The sequence below is a fragment of the Parasphingomonas halimpatiens genome (assembly GCF_036663795.1).
GTDB lineage: Bacteria > Pseudomonadota > Alphaproteobacteria > Sphingomonadales > Sphingomonadaceae > Sphingomonas.
This window is the reverse complement of the sequence record NZ_JAXOJP010000031.1, coordinates 14,808-35,750: the sequence shown is the minus strand read 5'-3', so window position 1 is coordinate 35,750 and position 20,943 is coordinate 14,808. Positions and strand designations below refer to the sequence as shown.

Here is a 20,943-nt window from a genome sequence, read left to right as displayed (position 1 = left end):
ATCGCGTGCGACGCGTGCCAAAAAACATGACAGCGACGAGACGCCGAACGAGACAAGGCAGGTCCCGGAAAGGCATCTGTTTGCAATGGCTTGGTGTCGTTCTCAGGCGTCGAGCAGGACCGGCGCAAACACCGAACCGCGACAGCGCGCACGACAGGGGCAGGACAGGGGCAAGACACAGAACAATAAAGGGAAGAATATAAGAATCTAAAAAAGGGAATCCCCCGCTGCAGGCGGGGTGTTGTCCCGGTTCTTTGCCAAACGGATTTTCGTGTCATCGACCGGCAGCTGAATCGCCCATTGTCGTTCAGCGTGATTCAACTCTTCCGACGGCCCGCCTAATTCACTGCCCTTCGCGAAGGAGGCAGTGCGCGTGGCAATCAGTCCGGATATCGAAAATGGCCCGTTCGTCGGCAATGGCAGCCAGGCGGCGTTCGCCTTCAGCTTTACCGCGATCACCGCTGCGGAAGTGACCGTCCTGCTCGACGGGGTCGCGCAATCGACCGGTTACACCGTGGCGCTGGCGGAAAATGGCGGCACCGTCACCTTCGCCGCGCCGCCGGCCGCCGGCGCGCAAATCGTGCTGCGTTCCAGCCCCGACTATCTGCAGGACAGCGTGTTCGAAAACGAAGGCGCGTACAATCTCGCCACGATCAACACGATCAACCGCCGCCAGGCGGTGCGCGCGCTGGTAACCAGGAAGCGGCTCGACACGACCAGCGTGGCGGCGGCGGATGCCAGCGCGGATGCGGCGGCGGCCTCTGCCAGCGCGGCATCCGGCGCGGCCAGCGCGGCGGCCGGTGCCGCCAGTGCGGCGGGGGCCAGTGCCGCCAGCGCAGGCGGCAGCGCGGTGGCGGCCGCGAACGCAGTCACCAGCGCAGCGCAGGCAGCGGCCACCGCCGGCGCCTACCCCAACAGCGCGGCGAGCAACGTGCCGCGCGGGCTGACCCAGGCTGGTGTCGGCGCGATCACCGGCGGCGGCGGCGGCACCAACGGGACGTTCGCGCTCGCGTGGAGCGGCGGCAATTTCGCGATCAACCCGACCGGCACGTTCACCGTGTCCGGCGGCGCGTTGACGGCGGTGACGATTACCGGCCCTGGCCTGTATATCGGCGCGACGGCGACGGTTCCGACGCCCTCCTTCACCGCATCAGCCGGCCTCACGGGCGCAGTAGTGGCGCTAAGCGCGCAGTTCCTCGTCGTCAGCGGGGCGGGCTATTGGGTGCAGTCTTCGGACAACACGCAATTGTTGCGCTATGCCAATGTCTCGGGGACGGCGACGGCGGTTTCCGGTGTGGGGCCGGTGCCGCTCACCTTCCCGGCCCTGCCGATCATTGGCCCCTATGCCAAAGCCGCAAGGGCAGCGGTTGGCACCGGCTCGCTGAAGCTGCTGATCGACATGGATGGCCCGCGCACCGCCCATAGCGGTTCGTCGACGATCATGACGGCATTGACCTCGATCGACGACAGCGCGACGTCGCTCGCCATCAACGGCACGCTGTTCGCCGGCGCCGACCCGCGCCCGGTCTATAATGCGCGCGGCATTTACCTCTCGTCACAGGCAGGGTTTCAGTACAGCGGCACGTTGCTGTCGAAGACGAACGGAAATTTCGCGGTCGTCTATTCGGTCGATCTGAACACGCTCACCTCGACGGTGAGCACCGAAGCGACCCTTCCCGGTTCGCCGCTCGAAGGCGATATGATCCTCGTCAACGCCGACAAGAACACGACCTACACCCCCGATGTAAAGATCGTGCTCGATCAGGCATTCGCAGCGTGGGAAATGGTCAACGGATATTTCCGCTATGACAGCGCGCCCCCGGGTTCGTGGTTACGCGGCAATTATTATCTGTTCAAAGCGGTCGGCCCATCGGGGAGTCGGTTCGAATGCGGCATTTCGCATCTCGGGCAGCTTACCTTTTTTATGTACGACCCGGCGACCGGCACCAATGTTTCGCTGGTCTCCAAGGGCTCGATTGTCTTTGGCACGGTCGCGACGTTCGCCATCCGGCGCAGCGGCGATGTCGTCTATCTCTATGTCAACGGGCAGTGCGTCTACAGCATCGGCCAGCAGCTTGGCGGGACCGTCATTCTGCCGAACCTGACCGATCTCAACACTTGGTATTTCAACGGCAACGACCGTGCCGCCAACACGGTGCAGCCGATCCAGGAGGGCCTTCGCCATTACTGGAAGGGCGCGGCGATTGCCGACGATCTGACCGAACAAGCGTTCGCTGACCTCCACGACATGGTTGCGCATCGCCACGGCACGGCGCCGCTGCATCGCCGGCCGCGCATGCGCGGTGTCGTCGGCATGGGGCAATCGTGGTTTCAGGGCGCGATCACCTGCACCGATGCCTGGCGGCACGGCGCGAATACCTGGGACGGCATGGTCGCGCTCAACAACAGCTCGCACAGCGGCGAGGGCAACAGCGTCACACGCGAGGCCTTTCCAAACCTGTTCGTTTGCAGGGATATCGATTGGCCGGGTGACATCGGCCCTTATTGCGTATCTCTCAACAGCTACGGCAACCCATCCGGCACCGACCAGCACAATCTCGGCGGGACCGGCGAAAACTTCCTTCAAGGCTGCTGGAAGACGATCAACAGCCACCCCAAGGGCCGTGAGACCGATTGGCACGTCGCCGGCTATGGCGCTGGCGGCGCCACGCTCGCGACGTTGGCCTATCAGTCCGTCGTTCCGCTGGTGCAGCAGCTCAAGACAGCCACGCTCGTCACCGGCGACTATTACAACAAGACGCTGCGCCAGATCGTCTATGGCCGTGACTTCGCGACGACGCGCGGGCAGAGCTATTCGGTCGACCTGATCCTGTGGCAGCAGGGGCATAGCGACCAGCTCAACGCGAACTATGTGGCCGACCTGCAGGCGCTGTACGATCGCTTCTGCACCGACATCAAGGCGATCACCGGACAATCGCACAACCCGATCCTGCTGGCGCCGCAGATCAACTATTCGGGTGATGGCACCGTCAACAGCTGCCAGCTGAACCAGAAGATCGACCAGAAATTCCTCGACATGGAGGATAATCGCGGCACGCGGCCAATGTTCTGCATCGGGCCGATGTATCCGATTACGAACTTCATCCACCCCTACCGGCTCGGGCATCGCTGGATCGGCGAGCTGTTCGGCAAGGCGGTGACGCGGATGCTGTTCGACGGCGAGAGCTATGGCTGCTTGCGGCCCTATGCTTACACCTACAGCGTCGGCGGAACGACGATCGATATCGACTATCGCGTGCGCGCGGGGCGGGCGCTGACGCTCAGTTGCACCAACAGCAACAATATCCCGAGCGTCGTCATTAATCAGGGGTTCGAATTCGTCGATGCCAGCGCGGGCGGGGTGACGATTTCCAGCGTCACGGCGACCTCGGCAACGCGGCTGCGCATCACGCTGTCGGGCGCGATCGGGGCCGGCGACACGATCCGCTATACGGGCACGACGCTGCGCACCGGCAATGTCGCGGACGGCGCCAAAGTCGACGGGATCTACCAGGATCAGGACTGGACCGTCTCGTTCACGGCGAATGAGCCGGCCTTCGCGCTCGGCGCACTCAACGACCTCCGCCAATGGGCAACCGTCTTTACGAAGGTGCTGTGATGAGCGTTTCCGAAGACCTCTTCTACGCGGCACAGACCGCCTATTCCTATCGCGCCTATCCCGTCGCGACATGGGAAGATCAGAGCGACGAGACCAAGGCCGGCTATGCCGCGCTCGGTGACGCGCTGGCCGCGCTGGCGCCGATCGACGATGTCGAGGCAGCTGCGGCGGCGATCATCGCGCCCATCAGTGCGGTCATCCCCGGCGGCATCGGCCTGACGTGGGACAAGATGAGGGGCCCGTCGCGCTACAATCTGGTGCTGATCGTGGAAGCGTATCAGCGGGCGGTGGCGGCATGATCCAGAGCCTCGCGCCACTTCGCATAGGCGGCGCGGGTGAGATGCACGCCGTCTGTCGTCATCTCGGGCAGCAACAGCCCGTCGGGGCCGGTCAAACCGCGGATTTCGACCGTTGGTCGCCCGGCCGCCTTGGCCATGGCCTGGACCATCGCATTCACCTGATCGATGCGCGCGCTGGCGGCGGGGTAGCGGCTGTGCGGCGTGAGAACGACGAGCACGCGTTTGTCGGCCAGGATCGTGCGCCACGACGCGGCGAGGGTGGCGAGGTCCGTCCCGGCATCGACGTCGTTGGAGCCAGCCATGACGACGATCTGGCGCGGGTTGTATGGCTGCGCGCGGCGCAGCATCTGCGAAACTTGGCGGGTGGATGCGCCGGTAATGCCGAGATTGATGTTGCCGAAGCGCCCGAAATCGCCGCCGCCGGCCGTCAGGCTGTCGCCGATGAACACGCGGTCGGGCGGGACGGCCTTGGCCAGCCAGTTTGCGACCGTCTGCTCATAAGCCCAGCGAAGGCTCGTATTGAGCGCGACGGGCGCGAGCAGGGCACACAGCAGGGCGATAATCGCATAATGGGGGCGCAGACGCATCAGCGCGGACCTATTGACCGGATTGTATCGTCGCAAGAGGAAGTTGCGTCCGTTTCCGAGGTAACGGCATGACCGCCCCCGCGATCCCGCCCGTGACCGGTGGCGCGCTCGCCGGCGTCATCATGGCGTCGTGGGCGGCGGCGACGGTGTTCTGGATGGGGCTGGGCGCGACCATCTGGCGGCTGTTTTTCGAGCCGCGACTGAAGGACATGAAGGCGCAGCTCGATGCGGAGCGCAGGCGCTGCGACGAAGAGGTTGCCGCGCTGCGCGACCGGGTGAAGCAGCTCGAGACGATGCTGCTGCTCCACGGCCCGGCCGCGCTGCGCCAGCAGATGAAGGCGGCGCTGTCCGACAAGGAACGGGAAATCCGCGCCATCCGCGATGCCGCGCACGGCTGATCTCCGCACGGGCACGGCGCCTGCAACGAAAGGACTGGACATGACGAGCACAAGGCCACCGGCCTGGATGGACCCGAACGCGATCGACTTCATCACGATCCACTGCGCCGCCACGCCGCGCGGCCGCGACGTCAAGGCGGCGACGATCGGCGCCTGGGACAGCGCGAAGTTCGGCCAGATCAGCTATCACTATGTCATCGAGCTCGACGGCCATGTCGTGCCGACTTTGCGCCATGACCAGAAGGGCGCGCATGTCGGCGGGCACAACAGCGGCAATCTCGGCATCTGCTATGTCGGCGGGGTCGAGCCCGACGGCCGGCCGGCCGATACGCGCACGCCGGCGCAGACGGCCGCGATGGCCGATCTCGTCGCGCGGCTGCGCGCCGACCATCCGCACGCGGTGATCCGCGGGCATCGCGACTGGCCCGGCGTCGCCAAGGCCTGCCCGAGCTTCGACGTGGCGGCGTGGCTGGCGGGGGGCGGGCAATGAGCTTCAACTTCCTGCGTGGGCCGAGCAGCGGCCATCTCGACGTCTCGCGGATGCTGTGGGGCCTCTCGGTGCTGGCCGGGATCGGCTATGCCGGGGCGCATCTCGTCATCAATCACGTCTTTTCGATCATCGAGTTCGGCACCGGCATGGGCCTGCTGCTGGCCGGCGGCGGCACCGCGACGGCGCTGAAGGACACCGCCGTCGCGCGCGCGCTCGGGGGCGGGCAATGACCGGCTGGGTCGCCAGGAACGGCGCGCGGGTCCTCGTCGCGGTGCTGTTGCTCACCCTGCTCGCGGCGATTGTCGCGCAGCGATCGTGCAGCGCGGCGCGCTCCGCCCGCGTCACGGCGAAGCTCGCGACCGGCCAGGCCGGCGCCGCCATCGCCAGCGGGCAGGATGCCGCCAACACCATCGGCAACCGCATGGACGACGACGCCGCCGGCGATGCCATTACCCGGGAGAATGACGATGCGATCCGCAATGCCCATGGCGCGTTGGCGCCGGTCGATCCTGATGTTGCCGCTGCTGGGTTGCGCGGCCTGTGTCGGCGCGCCGCCTATCGCCGCGATCCCCAGTGCATGCAGCACGCTGATCCCCGCTAGCTGGCGCGATCCCGTGCCGGGCGCGCCCTTGCCGGCCGGGCGGACGGTCGGCGACTGGATCGCGTTCGGCGACGCACAGACCGCGCAGCTCGACAAGGCCAATGGCCGCACGGCCGATGCGCTGGCGATCATTGCGCGCTGCGAGGCGCGCGATACGGCCGCGGTGAAGCGCGTGGAACCTCGGCGCGTGCTGGGCGTTTTCGAACGCCATTGCTGTGGTTTGCGATCCGATATGACATCGAGATCGTTCGCGCGGTCGGTCGTCCCCTGGGGGGATGGAGGGCGAACCGCGTCGCGAGCCACCTCGCGTCGCCCGAAGGGGGCAAGGCATGTCTTTGAAGCGCAACATCAAGGCGATGATCACCCAGGCGGCGGACCGGCGTGGCCTGGTCCTGATCCCCAAGGCGCTGGCCTATCCGTGGCAAATCGCGCCGGTGACCGAGCCGACCCATGGCGACAGCCCGCTCGGCGCGGCGGCGCTGGATTATCTGCGCCCCGACAATCCACGCCTGGTCGAGCTCGAACGGCGCTATGCCGCTGCCGATCCGCGCGTCACCACGCCGCTGATCTGGCAGCATGGCTATGTCACCGCCGAGGATCTCAAATATTTTCGCGGCGACAATGCCTATCGCTGGGCGTTGCGCGGCCGCAACTACAGCTATGTCAGCTATGTCGTGTCGAATTACTATCTCGAAACGATCGACACGCTCGGCCTGTTCGACACGCTCGAGGAAGACGATGCGTTCGGCAATCTCACCTATGAGCTCGACGGCCGGACCATGTCGAACGACCTGCTCGATTCGATCTGCGAGCTCAATTTCCTCGAGCGCCATTTGCAGATTTCGCAACGCCGGGGCCTGCGCATTCTCGACATCGGCGCCGGCTATGGGCGCCTCGCGCACCGCGCGGTGCGCGCCTTGCCAGATCTCGGCGCCTATCTTTGCACCGATGGCGTCGCCGTCTCGTCGTTCCTGTGCGAATTCTACCTGCGCGCGCGCGACGTCGCCGACAAGGCGTGCATCGTGCCGCTCGACGAGGTCGAGACCAGCGCTGCGCTCGACGGCATCGATCTGGCGATCAACATTCACAGCTTTTCCGAATGTCGCCGCGAAGCGATCTCATGGTGGGTCGCCGAACTGGCGCGGCGCCGCGTGCCGCATCTGTTGATCGCGCCGAACGCGGTGCTGGGCGGCGGTGGTCGCGAGCTGCTGACCAATGACGGCGCGGATTTTTCCGACATCCTCGCGCTCCACGGCTACCGCCTGCTGGTCAGGGAGCCGAAATATCGCCGCGCCGAGGTGCAGGAACTAGGCTTCTGCCCGACCCATTATCACCTGTTCGCGCTCGCCACGTAGCGCCGGCGCATCGTGACGCTCGGCGCCGGGGTGCGCCGCGCCCGACGCGTCGTCGGCGCGGGGATCGGCGCCACCGCGGCCGGCAGGCGCGAGCCACGCCTTGAGCCGTCGGCGCACACGGTCGGTGTTGCGCTCGAACAGCCAGTACATCGCGGCGGCGAAGGCGAACAGGATCGCCAGCGCGGTGAGCGAGTGGATGAACGCGGCCGCCGACACCGGACCCGGCGTGAACCAGCGATCGAGAATGTTGAGCGCCGGATAATGGAACAGATAGAGCGAATAGGACATGCCGGCGAGAAAGGCGGCGACGCGCGCCACCATGGCGTGCCGCGCCAGCGCCCGGTTGATCCGCGCCTCGGTCAGCCAGGGCAGCGTCAGGGCGATGCCGGCGGCGAAGATGCTGCGTGCCAGATCGACGGTCAGCGCGCCGGCATGAATCCCGGCATGCGATGGACGCGTCGACTGGATCGCGGCACTGCCCAGGACGATCACGACCAGCCCGAGCGCGGCGAGCATCGCGCGACCGCGCGGCAGCTCGACCGCGCTGACCAGCGCCCCGAGCATCCAGATCATGATCAGCGCTGCGTCGAGCCGGCAAAAGACGACCATCGCCGCCATGATCGCAATCAGCGCGATCGCTCCGCCGCGCCCGGCGCATAGCGCGGCACCGGCGCCGGCGATGACGTAGAACCAGATTTCGTAGGGCAGGCTCCACAACGGCGAATCATAGGGCAGGGTGGCGACGAGAATGCCGTTGAGCCCGATCGCATTGCCGATAATCTGAAGCGGATCGAGCGGCGCACCCTTGGCAAGCGTACCGACCAGCCCGGCGAACAAAGCCGCGGGGACGAGCGGCAGCAGGATGCGCGTCATGCGGTCGATGGTGAAGTCGCGCGGCGCGAAATTGCCCTGCCTGACGCGGCGAATCACTTGTCCGCCAACGAGATAGCCGCTGAGCACGAAGAACATCGTCACCGCCTCCTGGCCCAGGCGCGCGACGAGATAGGCAATCTTGACCAGCACGGTCTGTTGCTCGATCGGCAGCTTGGTGAAGGTCAGGAACGCCAGCCCGCGCGAATGCTCCAGCACCACCAGAATCGCCGCCATGGCCCGCATGATATCGAGCGTCACCAGGGGTGGGCTGCTCTCGGGTCGTTGCGATGCCGTCATCGGACTTCGGCTAAGCACGCCAGCGCTGTCGCTGCAATCTTTGTGCGTCACGCGGGCGGGCGCGTCGGCAAAAAAAGAGCGCGGCGGTAGCCGACGATCGCGCCCTGCCCATGCCTTTGCCCTTGCGTCGGTCGCACCGCGTCTCGATAGCGGCGCTGAAACCGTTTTGGGCGGGCTTCGGGGGACAGCATGGCGACGATGGCGGAAAAGCTGGCGGCGAGCGGGGGGCGTCCGTCGGGATTCGATTATCTGCGCCTCGCGCTGGCGATCGGCGTCATCGCGGTGCACAGCGCGATCGTCAGCTATAATTTCCCCGGCGAGATCGCCTTGTGGCTGTCGCCGGCGCGGCCCGTGGTGCGGGCGATCCTGCCGATGTTCTTCGCGCTCAGCGGCTTTCTCGTGGCGGGCAGCCTGGAGCGGTCGCGCACGCTCGGCATGTTCCTCGGCTTGCGCGCGATCCGCATCTACCCGGCGCTGGCGGTCGAGGCGCTGCTCTCGGCGCTGATCCTCGGGCCGATCTTCACCAAATATACGCTCGCCGGCTATGTCCACGATCCGCTGTTCGCGCATTATTTCTGGAATCTGATCGGCGATCCACAATCGATGTTGCCGGGGGTGTTCGCGCACAATCCGCTGCCCGATTACATGAACCGCCAGTTGTGGACCGTGCCGTTCGAACTGCTGTGCTACGTCACGCTCGCCGCGTTGGCGGTGATCGGGGTCAAGCGCCGGCCGATCCTGCTGCCGCTCGCCGCGCTGGGAATCGCGCTGGGCTATGGCGCGATCAAGCTGTGGAAGACCGGCGCGATCCTCTATGTGGTCGGCCCGCTGCCGGGCCTGCTGCTGGTCGTCGCCTTTTTGTGCGGCGTCGCCATCTATCTCTACCGCGAGCGCATCCCGTGCACCCCGGCATGGTTCATCGGTGCGGTGGTCGCATCGGCGCTGTTGCTGACGGTGGTGCCGTCGGGCGATCTGTTCGCGCCGTTCACCACCGCCTATGTCGCGATCTGGCTGGGGCTCACCAACGGCCGGCGCTTATGGTTCATTCGCGGCGCCGACTATTCCTATGGCATTTTCCTCTACGGCTTTCCGATGCAGCAGGCGGTCGCCGCGGCGATCGGGCCATGGGCGCAGGCGCCGGTGATCAACACCATCGCCAGCACCGCGGCGGCCGCGGCGTTCGCCGGCCTGTCCTGGACCTATATCGAAAAGCCCGCGCTCCGGCTGCGCCGGCCGATGGAGCGGGGCGAGGCGCGCTGGCTCGGCCGCCGCGTCAAGCCGGTGCAAGAAGCGCTGGCGCCGCGTCCGCTCGACCAATAGCCGGGGGCGCCGACGCCGGATCCGCTAGCCGTGCGGCAATCGCGCCAGCGATTCCGCGACCATCCGGTCGACGACGTCGGGCATCAGCGTCTCGGCACGCCAGCCGAGCCGCGCCGCCGCCTTGGACGCGTCGCCGCAATTATAGCTGATGTCGAGCGGGCGGAAGGTCGCCTTGTCGATATCGACATGGTCGCGCCAGTCGAGGTCGAGCACGGCAAAGGCGCGGGCGACGAATGCCGCCAGGCTACAGGCCTTGCCGGTCGCAACGACATAGTCGTCGGCGATCTCGGCCTGCAGCATCGACCACATCGCCACGACATATTCCGGCGCCCAGCCCCAGTCGCGCGTGATGTCGAGATTGCCCAGCGTCAGCCGGTCGAGCCTGCCCTGCTTGATCGCGCAGGCGCCGTCGACGATCTTGCGGGTGACGAACTGGCGCGGCCGCAACGGCGATTCGTGGTTGAACAGGATGCCGGTGCAGCCGAACACGCCATAGGCCTCGCGGTAATTGCGCACGATCCAGTGCGCTGCGGACTTGGCGACGCCATAGGGGCTGCGTGGCTGGAACGGGGTCTCCTCGGTCGCCGCCGTGCGCACGGTGTCGCCGAAGCATTCGCTCGAGCCCGCATTGTAGAAGCGGATCGTCGGATCGAGAAAGCGGATCGCCTCGATCAGGTTGATCGTCGATACCGTGATGCTCTCGATCGTTTCGACGGGCTGGCCGAACGACAGGCCGACCGAGCTCTGCCCCGACAGATTATACACCTCGCTCGGCCTGATCTCGGCCAGCGTCGTCAGGATGCTGCGAAAGTCGGACAGCGTCGCCGAGCACAAGGTCACCTGGTCGCCAACGCCGACCGCGGCGAGGCGCGACAGATCCGCCGACGCGATGTTGCGCGACGTGCCGAATACCTGATAACCCTTATCGACCAGCAGGCGCGCGAGGTAAGCGCCGTCCTGGCCGGAAATACCGCAAATCAATGCACGCTTGGTCAAGCCGCGATTCCCCCAAAATGTCCCCCGATCCCCATATAGGCGGAGTCGCGCGCGCGGCGACGTAAAAAGCGGGCGCCGGCTGAAAACGGGACAGTTTGCGGTCATGACGTCGCTGCCATTGCCGCCGGGCCCAAGCGCACGTAGGTCGAGACGATGTCGATTCGGTCGCTCGCGGGCACGATCCTGGCCTGGAAGTATAATGCCGTCCTGGCGCACGTCCCGTCCCGATCGATCCGTCATGCCTATTTGCGCCTCTGGCTGGGCCGCTTCGGCGCGGGATCGGGCGTGCAACTCGGCTGTCGTTTCCTCAACGGGCGCAAGGTGTTGCTGGGGCAGCGCAACGTCATCAACTTTGGTTGCGTTCTCGATGGCCGCGTCCACCCGATCGCGATCGGCGACGACGTGTCGATCGGCCCCGAAGCGTCGATCCTGACGCTCGGGCATGATCCGCAATCGCCCGATTTCGCCGATCGCGGCGGCGCGGTGACGATCGGCGACCGCGCCTGGATCGGTTTTCGCGCGCTCGTCATGCCCGGTGTCACGATCGGCGAGGGCGCGGTCGTCGCGGCCGGTGCGGTCGTGACCAGGGACGTGCCGCCCTACACCATCGTCGGCGGCAATCCGGCGCGCGAGATCGGGCTGCGCACCGACCAACTCGAATATCGGCTGGCCTATCGCCCCTGGCTGGGCTGACCGGTCGATGTTGTTGCATCGCAGCGTGAGTTCGCGGATAGAGCCGCGTGACCGGGGAATGGCATCGCCAGCACCATCTGCAGGGACCAGCGACATGTACCGGACCGTCCTGATCGATCACGCGCGATATGCGCCAGGCGTCGCGGCCGCGGCGCGGCCGGCATGAGCGGCGCCTGGACGGTTCTCGACCGTACCGAGATTCTGACCGCCGCACCCTATGTCACGGTGGCGCGCGAGCGCGTGCGGATCGCTTCGGGCGCGGTGATCGAGGATTTCTACCAGGTCGAGCTGGCGACCTTCGCGCTGTGCGTGCCGCAATTGCCGAGCGGCGAGATCGTGACCTTGTGGGAATATAAGCACGGGGCGCGGCGCTTCGGGCTGGGGTTTCCCGCCGGATTCGTCGAGGCGGGCGAGGCCGCCGATGCCGCGGGCGCGCGCGAACTGACCGAGGAAACGGGCTTTCGCGCCGGTGCGCTCGAGGCGCTGGGCAGCTATGTCGACAATGGCAATCAGCGCGGCTCGCTCGGCCATTATTTCCTCGCGCGCGATTGCGTGCGCGTCGCCGAGCCGATCGTCGATGAGCGTGAGGTCGCCGAAATCCGCCTGATGCGGCCCGACGCGGTCGATCGTGCGCTGGCTGAAGGTCAATTCGCCGTGATTCATCATGTTGCGGCCTGGGCGCTGGCGCGCCCGCGCCTGATCTGACGCACGCCGATGACCGACCAGCGCCCCGACGTTGCGATCTATTTTCGCATGTTCAGCCCCTATATCCTCGCGCGCATCAACGGCGCGGCGGCACGCCTTTCGGTGGTCGGGATCGAGGGATCGCGCCGCAGTACCGTCTATGCCTGGGAGCCGCGTCTCGGCGAGGAGCGCTTCGCGCGCAGGACATTGTTCAGCGACGCGCCGATCGAGGACAAGCCGGCCGCCGAGATGGTGCGCGCGGTGCGCGCGGCGCTCGACACGGCCGACCCCGCGGTGGTGTGCGTTACGGGCTGGTCGCACAGCGAAGCGCTGGCGACGTTGCTATGGGCGCGCGAGCGCGACCGGCCGGCGGTGATGCTGTCCGAATCGACCGCGCACGATGCGACGCGGAGCTTTTTGCGCGAGGCGATCAAGCGACATATCGTCGGCCTGTGCGATGCCGCCCTGGTCGGCGGGGCGCCGCAACGCCGCTATGTCGAGGCGCTCGGCATGGCGCCTGACCGGGTGTTTATCGGCTATGATGCCGTCGACAACGACTTTTTCGCGCGCGGCGCGGCGGCCGCGCGCGACAACGCCGCCGCGACGCGCGCGACGCTCGGGCTGCCGGAGCGCTATTTCCTCGCGTCGTGCCGCTTCATCGCCAAGAAGAACCTCACCCGGCTGATCGACGCCTTTGCCAGCTATCGCGCCACCGTCACGCAAGACGCCTGGGATCTCGTGCTGATCGGCGACGGCGCGCTGCGCGCCGAGCTGGAAGCGCAGGCCGCCGCGCGCGGGCTCGGCGCTGCGGTTCGCTTCATGGGCTTTCGTCAATATGACGATCTGCCGGCATTTTACGGCCTGGCGGGCGGCTTCGTCCATATCAGCACGGTCGAGCAATGGGGGCTGGTGGTCAACGAGGCGATGGCGGCGGGTCTGCCGGTCATCGTGTCGCGGGCCTGCGGTTGCGCGGAGGATCTGGTCGAGCAGGGCGTCAACGGCTGGACGGTCGATCCGCTCGACGATGCGGATATCGCCCAGCGCCTGATCGATCTTGCTGCCCCCTCGACCGACCGCGCCGCGATGGGCGCCGCGGGCTCGCGCATCGTCGCCGATTTCGGGCCTGCGCGCTTCGGCGCCGGTGTCGCGGCGGCGGTCGAGCGTGCGCGCTGCGGCCCGGTTCGCCGTGCCGGGCGGTTGTCGCGCTGGCTGTTGTCGCGCCTCGCCGCGCGCAACACGCGAGACGGTGGATGAATTTGGGGTCGCGACACCGCCCGTTTCGCTCTACATCGCGCTATCGGGCGTGCCGGGAATGTTTTCCGCGGGCAATCGCGACGGAGATGTGTTGATGGCGACGGTGGCGGACGATCAGGCTTGGGTGAAGCCGGCGGACCTGCGCCTGAAGCTCTTTTCGACGATCTCGATCTGTGTCGGCACGCTGCTCGTCTGGCTGACCATTCCGTCGTCGGGCACCGAGCTGGAAACCTATCGTTACTGTGCTTACGCCTTGCTCGTCGTGCTGGGTATCGCGCTGGCGATCGAGGGGCTGGGGGGCGTTCGATCGCTGGCCCGGGTCGATATCATCGCGCTGTGGACGCTGTACTTTCTTACCTTTGCCGAATTTCTCCATCCGCACGTGCGTCTGCTTTATGAGGCGGCCACCGGCAACGCGGTCATGGCGTGCGGTCTGGTGCTGATCGGATTCGCCGGCATCGCGGTGGGCCGGCACATCGCGGTACCGGTCCGCGCCACGCCGGAACAGGTCCGCCTGCCGGAGCTCTCGCCGCTTGCGCTGCTGCGGCTGTTCTTCGTGCTGGCCTTGCTCGGTTATTTCTACGTTCTGCTCACGACATCGTTCAATCCGTTCGAGATCATCCACTGGCTGCTGCAGCAGCGCTTCGACCGGCCGTGGCAGCGTGGCCAGCAGGGCGGCTGGCTTTCGTTCCTGACCGAGCTCAACCTGCTGCTGTATATCGTTGCCGCGCTTGGTGGCTTCGTCTTCGCCTATGCCAGGGCCTATGGTCTCAGCGCGCGGATCGCCGTCGGGTCGCTGCTGCTGTTCATGGCCTTTTTCGATTTCTGCGAAGGCGCGCGCAACGTCCTGCTGATCAAGGCCGGATTGTTTCTCGTCACCTTCTTCATGGCCAGCCGTCGCACCCACACCTTTCGGCTGTTGCTGACGACCGTCGCCTGCGCCGCGCTGTTGTGGATGGTGTCGGGTTATATGCTCGACTTCCGCAACCAGGGGCTGGGCAGCTATCTGTCGAACGGCGCCGGGCAGCAGCAGAGCGACGGCTTCATGATCGACAACAACATGGTGTCGATCGCGCGCGTGGTCGGCGTGTTCCCCGATCCCTATCCGTTTCCGGGCAGCGACGTGGTGATCCAGATCTTCACCAAATGGGTGCCGCGCGCGCTGTGGCCGGACAAGCCCATCGGCTGGTCGACGAGCGTGGAGGACGCGCTGGCGACCGGCGGTGGTTATACGCTTGCCATCACCTATGTCGGCGAGGCGTATCTGATTGCCGGCTATCCCACCCTGATCCTGGTGTCGTTGCTGATCGGTGCGCTGACGTCGTGGTGGAATCGTGTCGGTTTCGCCGCGCGAACCAATCTCGACCTGGTCTATTATGCCAGCGGCTTCTTCGCCGCCGCGCTGGCCATGCGCAGCATCCAGTTCGTCACCATCGCCATCGTGCCGGTGGTCGCCTTCTATGTGCTTGGCCGGCTTCTGGCGCGGTCCCGCCGCAAGCGCCCAACCTTCGCGCAACTGCGTGTCCCCGGCATCGGCGGCGGCGGCGCGCCGCGGTGAGAGGTTGATTTCGGGCAATCGCCATTTGGTTCACGCCGCGCTAGGGTGACGCCAGTCAGCGGGATCAGCGAGCGGAGATTGAACGATTGTGACGCGCGCAACGCCTCAGCCCATTGCCCGCCTTCGGACCGACCCGGCGCCGCCGGCACGCACCCCGTTGACGCGTCAGCCGCCGCCGTCGCTGCGGAGCAAGATCGGGCGCGGGCTATGGGGTCTCGTCTGGCTTTTCCTGTTCCGGCCGTCGCCGCGCATCCTGCCGGGCTGGCGCCGTTTCCTGCTGCGCTGCTTCGGCGCCAGGATCGGGCGCGGTGCCTTGCCCTATCCCGGGATGGTCGTGTGGGCGCCGTGGAATCTGGTCATGGGGGATCGCGCCGTGATCGGTGACGGTGTCGATTGCTATTCGGTGGCGACCATCACGCTCGCCGACGATGCGAGCGTCAGCCAGCGCGCCTATCTGTGCACGGCGAGCCGCGACATCGACGATCCCGCGCATCATCTGATGACCGCGCCGATCACGATCGGCCCGCGTGGCTGGGTCGCGGGTGAGGCCTATGTCGGCCCGGGTGTGACGGTCGGCGAAGGTGCGGTCGTTGCGGCGCGCGCGGTCGCGATTCGCGACGTGCCGGCCTGGACGGTGGTCGGCGGCAACCCGGCGAAACCGCTGCGCAAGCGCCAGCGACGGGACGACTGATGCCGCGCGGCCGCCTGCTGTTCGTCAACCGCTTCTATTACCCCGATCACAGCGCCACCGCCCAGATCCTCACCGATCTGGCCGAGGCGCTGGCGGCGCGGGGCTGGGAGGTCGGCGTCATCGCCAGCCGGCTGCGATATGACGATCCGATGGCGCTGCTGCCGGCGCGCGACGTTCATGCCGGCGTCGCGATCCGGCGCGTGTGGAGTTCGCGTTTCGGGCGCGCCGGCCTTGCCGGGCGCGCGGTCGACTATCTGTCCTTTTACCTGACCGCGTTCTTCGCGATCCTGCGCACCGCCCGGCGCGGTGATATCGTCATCGCCAAGACCGATCCACCGCTGCTCTCGGTGGTGGCGAGCATCGCCACGCGGCTGCGCGGGGCAGTGTTGATCAACTGGCTGCAGGATCTTTATCCCGAGGTCGCCGCCGAGCTCGGCGTGGGTGCAATGCGCGGTCCGCTCGGCCGCCTGTTGCGGCGATGGCGCAACGCATCGCTGCGCCGTGCACGGCTCAATATCGCGATCGGCGAGCGCATGGCCGAGCGGATCGCCGCGGAAGGGGTGCCGGCCGGCCAGATCGCTATAATGCCGAATTGGAGCGACGAAACGGCCATTCGCCCGCTGGCGCGCGATGCCGTCGCGCTGCGCGAGGAATGGGGCTTCGGCGATGCCTTCGTCGTCGGCTATTCGGGCAATCTCGGTCGCGCGCATGAGTTCGAAACGCTGCTGGGTGCCGCGGCGCTGCTGGCGCAACGCGACGATATCATCTTCCTGATGATCGGCGGCGGCCATGAGAGTGCGCGGCTGACGGCGCGCGTGGCGGAGGAAGGGCTTGCCGCGCGCTTCCAGTTCCGTCCCTATCAGCCGCGCGCGCGGCTGAGCGAGTCGCTCGGCGCGGCCGACGTGCACTGGCTTTCGCTGCGATCGGAAATGGAGGGGCTGATCGTCCCGAGCAAATTCTATGGCATTGCCGCTGCCGGCCGCCCGGTGATCGCCGTCACCGACCTCGATGGCGAGATCGCGCGGATCGTGCGGCGCGAGGATTGCGGCGTCGCGGTCGCACCGGGCGACGCGGCGGGGCTTGCCGCCGCGATCGCAGCGCTGGCGTCGGATGCGGCGCGCGTCGCGGCGATGGGCCGCGCCGCGCGCGTTGCGCTCGAACGCGATTATGGCCGCAGCGACAGCTTCGAACGCTGGGACCGGCTGTTTCTCAGCCTGTAACGCCGCCGGTCAACGCCGCGCGAAGGCGCGCATCGTCTTCGTCGAGCAGGCGCTGCGGCGGCGCTTCGCCAAGCAGCGCGATGAGGCGTGTGGTATCCGCCTCGAGCAGCGCCTCGTCGGTCGCGCGGCGCGGTGTCGCGTTGAAATGCAACAACTCGGCCGGGGCGCCCAGCGCCCGAGCGATCCGTTCGCAGGCTTGCCTGACCGAAACCGCGACACCGGTGCCGATATTCACGATCACGGGTTCCTCGGCGTCGATCTCGGCGAGGCGGAGCAGCAGCCGGCATATGTCGTCGACATGGATGAAGTCGCGGCGTTGCGTACCATCGCTCAGCGCCACCGCTTCGCCGCGCCCGAGCTTGTCGATCAAGGTGGGGATCAGGCGGCCGGCTTGCTCGCCCGGCCCCCAGGCGCCGAAGATCCGTGCCACACGCACGCGCAGCCCGCGTGCCGCACCCGCGTGCATCGCGCAGTGCGTGCTGGCCAGCTTCGCGCGGCCGTACAGGCTGGAGGGCAGGGCGACGTCGCTTTCGGCGAGCCGTCCGGCATGGCCATATTCCGCCATGCTGCCGGCCTGGACGAGCACCGCGCCCGCCGGCATCGCCGCGATGACATTGGCGGTCATCGCTTCGTCGCGCGCGATGCAATCCTCGGTCTGGCGCTGCGGCAATACCCCCGAGGAGGCGAGATGAAACACGGTGCTCGGCCCGACCGCCGCCATCGCGCTTGAGACCGCGCCCGCATCGCCAAGCTCGACGTCCGCGCGCCGCCAGCCATGGACGTCATGTCCCCGCAGCAGCAGCGCCTCGACCAGGCGCCGTCCGATGAAGCCGCCGGCGCCGGTCACGACGACAGCGCCGCTTCCGCTCATGGCCGCAGCGCCGCGGTATAAATGGCTTCGAGCCGGGCGGCGACCGACGGCCAGGTGAAATGCCCGGCGACAAGCCGCGCGCCGCATGCGCCCGCCGCGCGCAATGCATCGCCGTCGCGCGACAGCAGCGCCGTCAGCCCGGCAACCAGACCGTCCGGCGTCGGCGGCACGACTTCGCCGGCACCCGTTTCGGCAACCTCGGGCATATGGCAACGATCGCTGATCAGTACCGGGATGCCGCGCGCCATCGCCTCGATGATCGCGATCGAAAAGCCTTCCTGATGCGACGGCAGCGCAAACACATCCACCGCATCGAGCACGAAACGGCTGTCGGGGCCCGTCAGCGCGGTCGTCACGACGATGCGGTCAGCCAGTCCCGGCGCCGCCGCCGCCGCGCGGATCTGCGCTTCATAGGCGGCATCGTCGGCAATGCCGGCGATCAGCAGCCCGGTGCCGGGGAAGGCGTCGGCAACGCGCGCAAAGGCCGCAATCAGCCCATCGACATTCTTCTTGGGATGGAGCCGGCTGTAGAACAGGATGGTCCGCGACCAGTTGCGTGTCGCCGGAATCGCCGCGTGCAGGCGATCGGCGGCCGACGCATCGCGCGGCGCGACCATGCGCGCATCGACACCGTTCGGCACCGTGATGCGCGCGACATCGGGCGCGATGCGGTCGGCTTCTTCGGCTTCGTCCGCTGTCCCGAAGATCATGCCTGCCGCCCCGGCAAGGAAGCGATTGCCCCCGCCCAGCGCGAGCAGCGCCTTCTTCTTGGCGGCCGATCGCGCCATCGACCAGCGATCGAGCATGCCGTGCGGCGAGATGAAATAGGGCTGCCGCGCACCCCGCGCGGCGCGCGCGGCAGCGATCAGGCAGCCGTCCCACACACCGTGCATGTGCATCAGGTCGACATCGCCGCCATCGGCGCGCATCGCCCGCGCCAGCGCGGCGCTCGTGCCGAGAAACGCCGGGCGACTTGGCGCGAACAGCCGCAGGGTAACGCCGCCGTGGTGCAGTTCGGGCCAGGCGGCGTGGACCGCGCGCGCGTCATCCGCCGTGCCGATCGCCGCGATCGATACCTCGTGCCCCAGCGCCGCGAGGGCGATCGATGAGCCGATCACGACGCGCGGCGGGCCGCCGGCACGCGGATGCACGTCGCGGACGAGTTGCACGATGCGCATGGCGCTAGCGCGCGGACCGGGTAGGCGACGCTGCGAGGTCCGACGCGGCGGCGTCCGCCTCGTAGCGCGCGATCTGGTCGCGCGTGACGCTGCGCAGGTCTTCGCCCGCCTGCCACGCCTTGAACCATGTTACGGTCGCATCGACCGCCTGTTCGATGGTCCAGCGCGGACGCCAGTCGAGCAGGTGATGCGCCTTGTCGCAATTGAGCGCGAGGCTGTGCGCTTCGCGCGGTTGGTCGGGCGCGGCGGCCGATTCCCATCGGCCTGATCCCCATGCTTCGACCAGCAGCCCGGCGAGATCGCTGACCGGGCGAATGCTGTCGGTGAGCGGACCGAAATTCCACGCCTCGGCAAAGGCCGTCCCGTTCGCCTCGGCGAGGCGCTGACCGAGCAGCAGGTAACCGCTCAGCGGTTCGAGCACATGCTGCCATGGCCGCGTCGCCTGCGGGTTGCGCAGGCGGATCGGCTCGCCGCGTGCCAGCGCGGCGATGCTGTCGGTGACGATGCGGTCGACCGCCCAGTCGCCGCCGCCGATCACATTGCCGGCGCGCGCGCTGGCGACACGGATCATGCTGTCGGGGGCGTGGAAGAAGCTGGAGCGCCAGCTATCGGTGACCAGCTCGGCCGCGCCCTTGCTCATGCTGTAGGGATCATGGCCGCCGAGCGGATCGCTTTCGCGATAGCCCCACACCCATTCGCGATTGTCGTAACATTTGTCCGAGGTGACGATGACGACCGCACAGGGATTGCCGAGCTGCCGCGCCGCCTCGAGGACATGCGCGGTGCCCATCACGTTGACGGCGAGCGTATCCACCGGGCTGCGATAGGATTCGCGCACCAGCGACTGCGCCGCCAGGTGAAAGATGATGTCGGGGCGCACCGCAGCGATGCGATCATGCACTGCCTGTGCGTCGCGAATATCGGCGATGTGGTGATCGACGGTTTCCGCCAGCCCGGCCAGGTCGAACAGCGACGGCGTCGTCGGCGGGTCGAGCGCCAGGCCGAACACCTCGGCGCCGAGTTCGGCCAGCCACAGCGCCATCCAGCTGCCCTTGAAGCCGGTATGGCCGGTCAACAGCACGCGCTTGCCGGCATAGCCCTGCGCCAGCGTCGATCGGTTCACCATGTCGCCTTGCCCTGTCGCCACAGGTCGTTGAGCAGCGCCCAGTCGCGTTGCGTGTCCATCGGTTGCCAAAAGCCCTGATGCCGGAAGACGCGCATCTCGCCGGCGGCGGCGGCGTCGGCCATCGGCGCGGTTTCGAGCATCACCTCGTCCGACTGCGGGGGGATGAAACGCGCGACGAAGTCACGGCGCAGCACCATGAATCCGCCATTGATGTAACGGTCGCTGACCATCGGCTTTTCCACCATGGCGGTGACGACGTCGCCATCGAGCGCCAGTTCGCCGAAGCGACCCGGCGGCACGACGCCGGTGATGGTGATGGCGCGGCCATGCGCCTCGTGAAAGGCGGTAAGCGCGCCGATATCGACGTCGGACACGCCGTCGCCATAGGTCAGCATGAAATTGTCGCCCTCGATGTACCGCATCACGCGCGCCAGCCGCCCGGCGGTCTGCGTTTCGGCACCGGTTTCGACGATCGTCACGTCCCAGTCCATGCCGGTCGGCTCATTGAGATATTCGACATCGGGGCATGAGGTGCGCAGCCGGAGGTCGGCGTTGCGGGCGTGGAAGTTGAGGAAATATTCCTTGATCGCCCAGCTGAGATGCCCGGCGCAGAGGATGAAGCGGTTGTGCCCGGCGCGGGCATAGGAATGCATGATGTGCCACAGGATCGGCTGCTCGCCGATCGTGACCATCGGCTTGGGAATGCGGTTCTCGGTGACCTCCCCGAGCCGCGATCCCTTGCCGCCGCACAAGATAACAACCTGCATGTGATACCCCATCTTTGCCAGCGAGCGGCGGAATCCCGTCGTGCAGCCGCGGCACGGATAGGTTGT

General features: G+C 67.1%; 21 protein-coding genes. 14 read left to right on the top strand and 7 right to left on the bottom strand.

Annotated elements, in window-relative coordinates; all coding sequences use genetic code 11:
* The first annotated feature begins 373 nt into the window (after positions 1-373).
* Positions 374-3,619: a hypothetical protein gene (locus U1839_RS21685; protein WP_332805658.1), complete on the top strand. Its 3,246-nt coding sequence runs from the start codon at positions 374-376 to the stop codon at positions 3,617-3,619.
* Positions 3,619-3,918: a hypothetical protein gene (locus U1839_RS21680; protein WP_332805657.1), complete on the top strand. Its 300-nt coding sequence runs from the start codon at positions 3,619-3,621 to the stop codon at positions 3,916-3,918. Before U1839_RS21685 ends, U1839_RS21680 begins: the two co-directional genes overlap by 1 nt.
* On the opposite strand, the gene U1839_RS21675 is transcribed toward U1839_RS21680, so the two are convergent.
* Positions 3,897-4,505, bottom strand: a complete 609-nt coding sequence (locus U1839_RS21675; protein WP_332805656.1) for a GDSL-type esterase/lipase family protein — start codon at positions 4,503-4,505, stop codon at positions 3,897-3,899. The genes U1839_RS21680 and U1839_RS21675 overlap by 22 nt on opposite strands.
* Before the next feature lie 68 nt (positions 4,506-4,573).
* Between U1839_RS21675 and U1839_RS21670 the strand changes: the two genes are divergently transcribed.
* From U1839_RS21670 to U1839_RS21650, 5 genes are all read left to right on the top strand, one after another.
* The gene (locus U1839_RS21670) at positions 4,574-4,903 is read left to right on the top strand and encodes a hypothetical protein (RefSeq protein ID WP_332805655.1); all 330 of its coding nucleotides are present in this window, start codon (positions 4,574-4,576) and stop codon (positions 4,901-4,903) included.
* A gap of 40 nt (positions 4,904-4,943) precedes the next feature.
* A complete protein-coding gene (locus U1839_RS21665; RefSeq protein WP_332805654.1) occupies positions 4,944-5,393 on the top strand; it encodes an N-acetylmuramoyl-L-alanine amidase in 450 nt (149 codons plus the stop codon).
* Positions 5,390-5,623, top strand: a complete 234-nt coding sequence (locus tag U1839_RS21660) for a hypothetical protein (protein ID WP_332805653.1) — start codon at positions 5,390-5,392, stop codon at positions 5,621-5,623. Before U1839_RS21665 ends, U1839_RS21660 begins: the two co-directional genes overlap by 4 nt.
* Positions 5,620-5,994: a hypothetical protein gene (locus U1839_RS21655; RefSeq protein ID WP_332805652.1), complete on the top strand. Its 375-nt coding sequence runs from the start codon at positions 5,620-5,622 to the stop codon at positions 5,992-5,994. The genes U1839_RS21660 and U1839_RS21655 overlap by 4 nt, the downstream gene beginning before the upstream one ends.
* A gap of 329 nt (positions 5,995-6,323) precedes the next feature.
* Entirely contained in the window at positions 6,324-7,349 is a 1,026-nt protein-coding gene (locus tag U1839_RS21650; protein WP_332805651.1) for a putative sugar O-methyltransferase, read from the top strand.
* On the opposite strand, the gene U1839_RS21645 is transcribed toward U1839_RS21650, so the two are convergent.
* Positions 7,302-8,519, bottom strand: coding sequence for an acyltransferase family protein (locus U1839_RS21645; protein ID WP_332805650.1), 1,218 nt, complete (start codon positions 8,517-8,519; stop codon positions 7,302-7,304). The two genes, U1839_RS21650 and U1839_RS21645, sit on opposite strands and share 48 nt — an antisense overlap.
* A gap of 189 nt (positions 8,520-8,708) precedes the next feature.
* Here U1839_RS21645 and U1839_RS21640 point away from each other — a divergent pair, with 189 nt between their 5' ends.
* On the top strand, positions 8,709-9,839 hold the full coding sequence (locus U1839_RS21640; protein ID WP_332805649.1) for an acyltransferase family protein: 1,131 nt from the start codon (positions 8,709-8,711) through the stop codon (positions 9,837-9,839).
* 24 nt (positions 9,840-9,863) lie between these two features.
* Here U1839_RS21640 and U1839_RS21635 read toward each other — a convergent pair whose 3' ends face one another.
* Entirely contained in the window at positions 9,864-10,835 is a 972-nt protein-coding gene (locus U1839_RS21635; RefSeq protein WP_332805648.1) for a GDP-mannose 4,6-dehydratase, read from the bottom strand.
* 153 nt (positions 10,836-10,988) lie between these two features.
* Here U1839_RS21635 and U1839_RS21630 point away from each other — a divergent pair, with 153 nt between their 5' ends.
* The 6 genes from U1839_RS21630 to U1839_RS21605 all read left to right on the top strand — a co-directional run bounded on the left by U1839_RS21630 (position 10,989) and on the right by U1839_RS21605 (position 16,935).
* A complete protein-coding gene (locus U1839_RS21630) occupies positions 10,989-11,528 on the top strand; it encodes an acyltransferase (RefSeq protein WP_332805647.1) in 540 nt (179 codons plus the stop codon).
* Positions 11,529-11,690: 162 nt separating this feature from the next.
* A complete protein-coding gene (locus U1839_RS21625; protein ID WP_332805646.1) occupies positions 11,691-12,233 on the top strand; it encodes an NUDIX hydrolase in 543 nt (180 codons plus the stop codon).
* A 9-nt stretch (positions 12,234-12,242) separates the two neighbouring features.
* A complete protein-coding gene (locus tag U1839_RS21620; protein ID WP_332805645.1) occupies positions 12,243-13,466 on the top strand; it encodes a glycosyltransferase in 1,224 nt (407 codons plus the stop codon).
* A complete protein-coding gene (locus U1839_RS21615; RefSeq protein ID WP_332805644.1) occupies positions 13,459-15,024 on the top strand; it encodes a hypothetical protein in 1,566 nt (521 codons plus the stop codon). The genes U1839_RS21620 and U1839_RS21615 overlap by 8 nt, the downstream gene beginning before the upstream one ends.
* A 157-nt stretch (positions 15,025-15,181) precedes the next feature.
* Positions 15,182-15,715 carry an LbetaH domain-containing protein gene (locus tag U1839_RS21610; RefSeq protein ID WP_332805643.1) on the top strand — a complete coding sequence of 178 codons (534 nt, stop codon included), beginning with the start codon at positions 15,182-15,184 and terminating at the stop codon, positions 15,713-15,715.
* Positions 15,715-16,935 carry a glycosyltransferase family 4 protein gene (locus U1839_RS21605; protein WP_332805642.1) on the top strand — a complete coding sequence of 407 codons (1,221 nt, stop codon included), beginning with the start codon at positions 15,715-15,717 and terminating at the stop codon, positions 16,933-16,935. The genes U1839_RS21610 and U1839_RS21605 overlap by 1 nt, the downstream gene beginning before the upstream one ends.
* Here U1839_RS21605 and U1839_RS21600 read toward each other — a convergent pair.
* From U1839_RS21600 to U1839_RS21585, 4 genes are read right to left on the bottom strand one after another with little or no spacing between them, the layout of a single operon-like run.
* Positions 16,925-17,806 (bottom strand): NAD-dependent epimerase/dehydratase family protein, encoded by an 882-nt coding sequence (locus U1839_RS21600; protein ID WP_332805641.1) that lies wholly within the window; start codon positions 17,804-17,806, stop codon positions 16,925-16,927. The two genes, U1839_RS21605 and U1839_RS21600, sit on opposite strands and share 11 nt — an antisense overlap.
* Positions 17,803-18,984, bottom strand: coding sequence for a glycosyltransferase (locus U1839_RS21595; protein WP_332805640.1), 1,182 nt, complete (start codon positions 18,982-18,984; stop codon positions 17,803-17,805). Before U1839_RS21595 ends, U1839_RS21600 begins: the two co-directional genes overlap by 4 nt.
* A gap of 4 nt (positions 18,985-18,988) precedes the next feature.
* Positions 18,989-20,107, bottom strand: a complete 1,119-nt coding sequence (rfbG, locus tag U1839_RS21590; protein WP_332805639.1) for a CDP-glucose 4,6-dehydratase — start codon at positions 20,105-20,107, stop codon at positions 18,989-18,991.
* Positions 20,104-20,877: a sugar phosphate nucleotidyltransferase gene (locus U1839_RS21585; protein WP_332805638.1), complete on the bottom strand. Its 774-nt coding sequence runs from the start codon at positions 20,875-20,877 to the stop codon at positions 20,104-20,106. Before U1839_RS21585 ends, rfbG begins: the two co-directional genes overlap by 4 nt.
* Positions 20,878-20,943 lie beyond the last annotated feature (66 nt).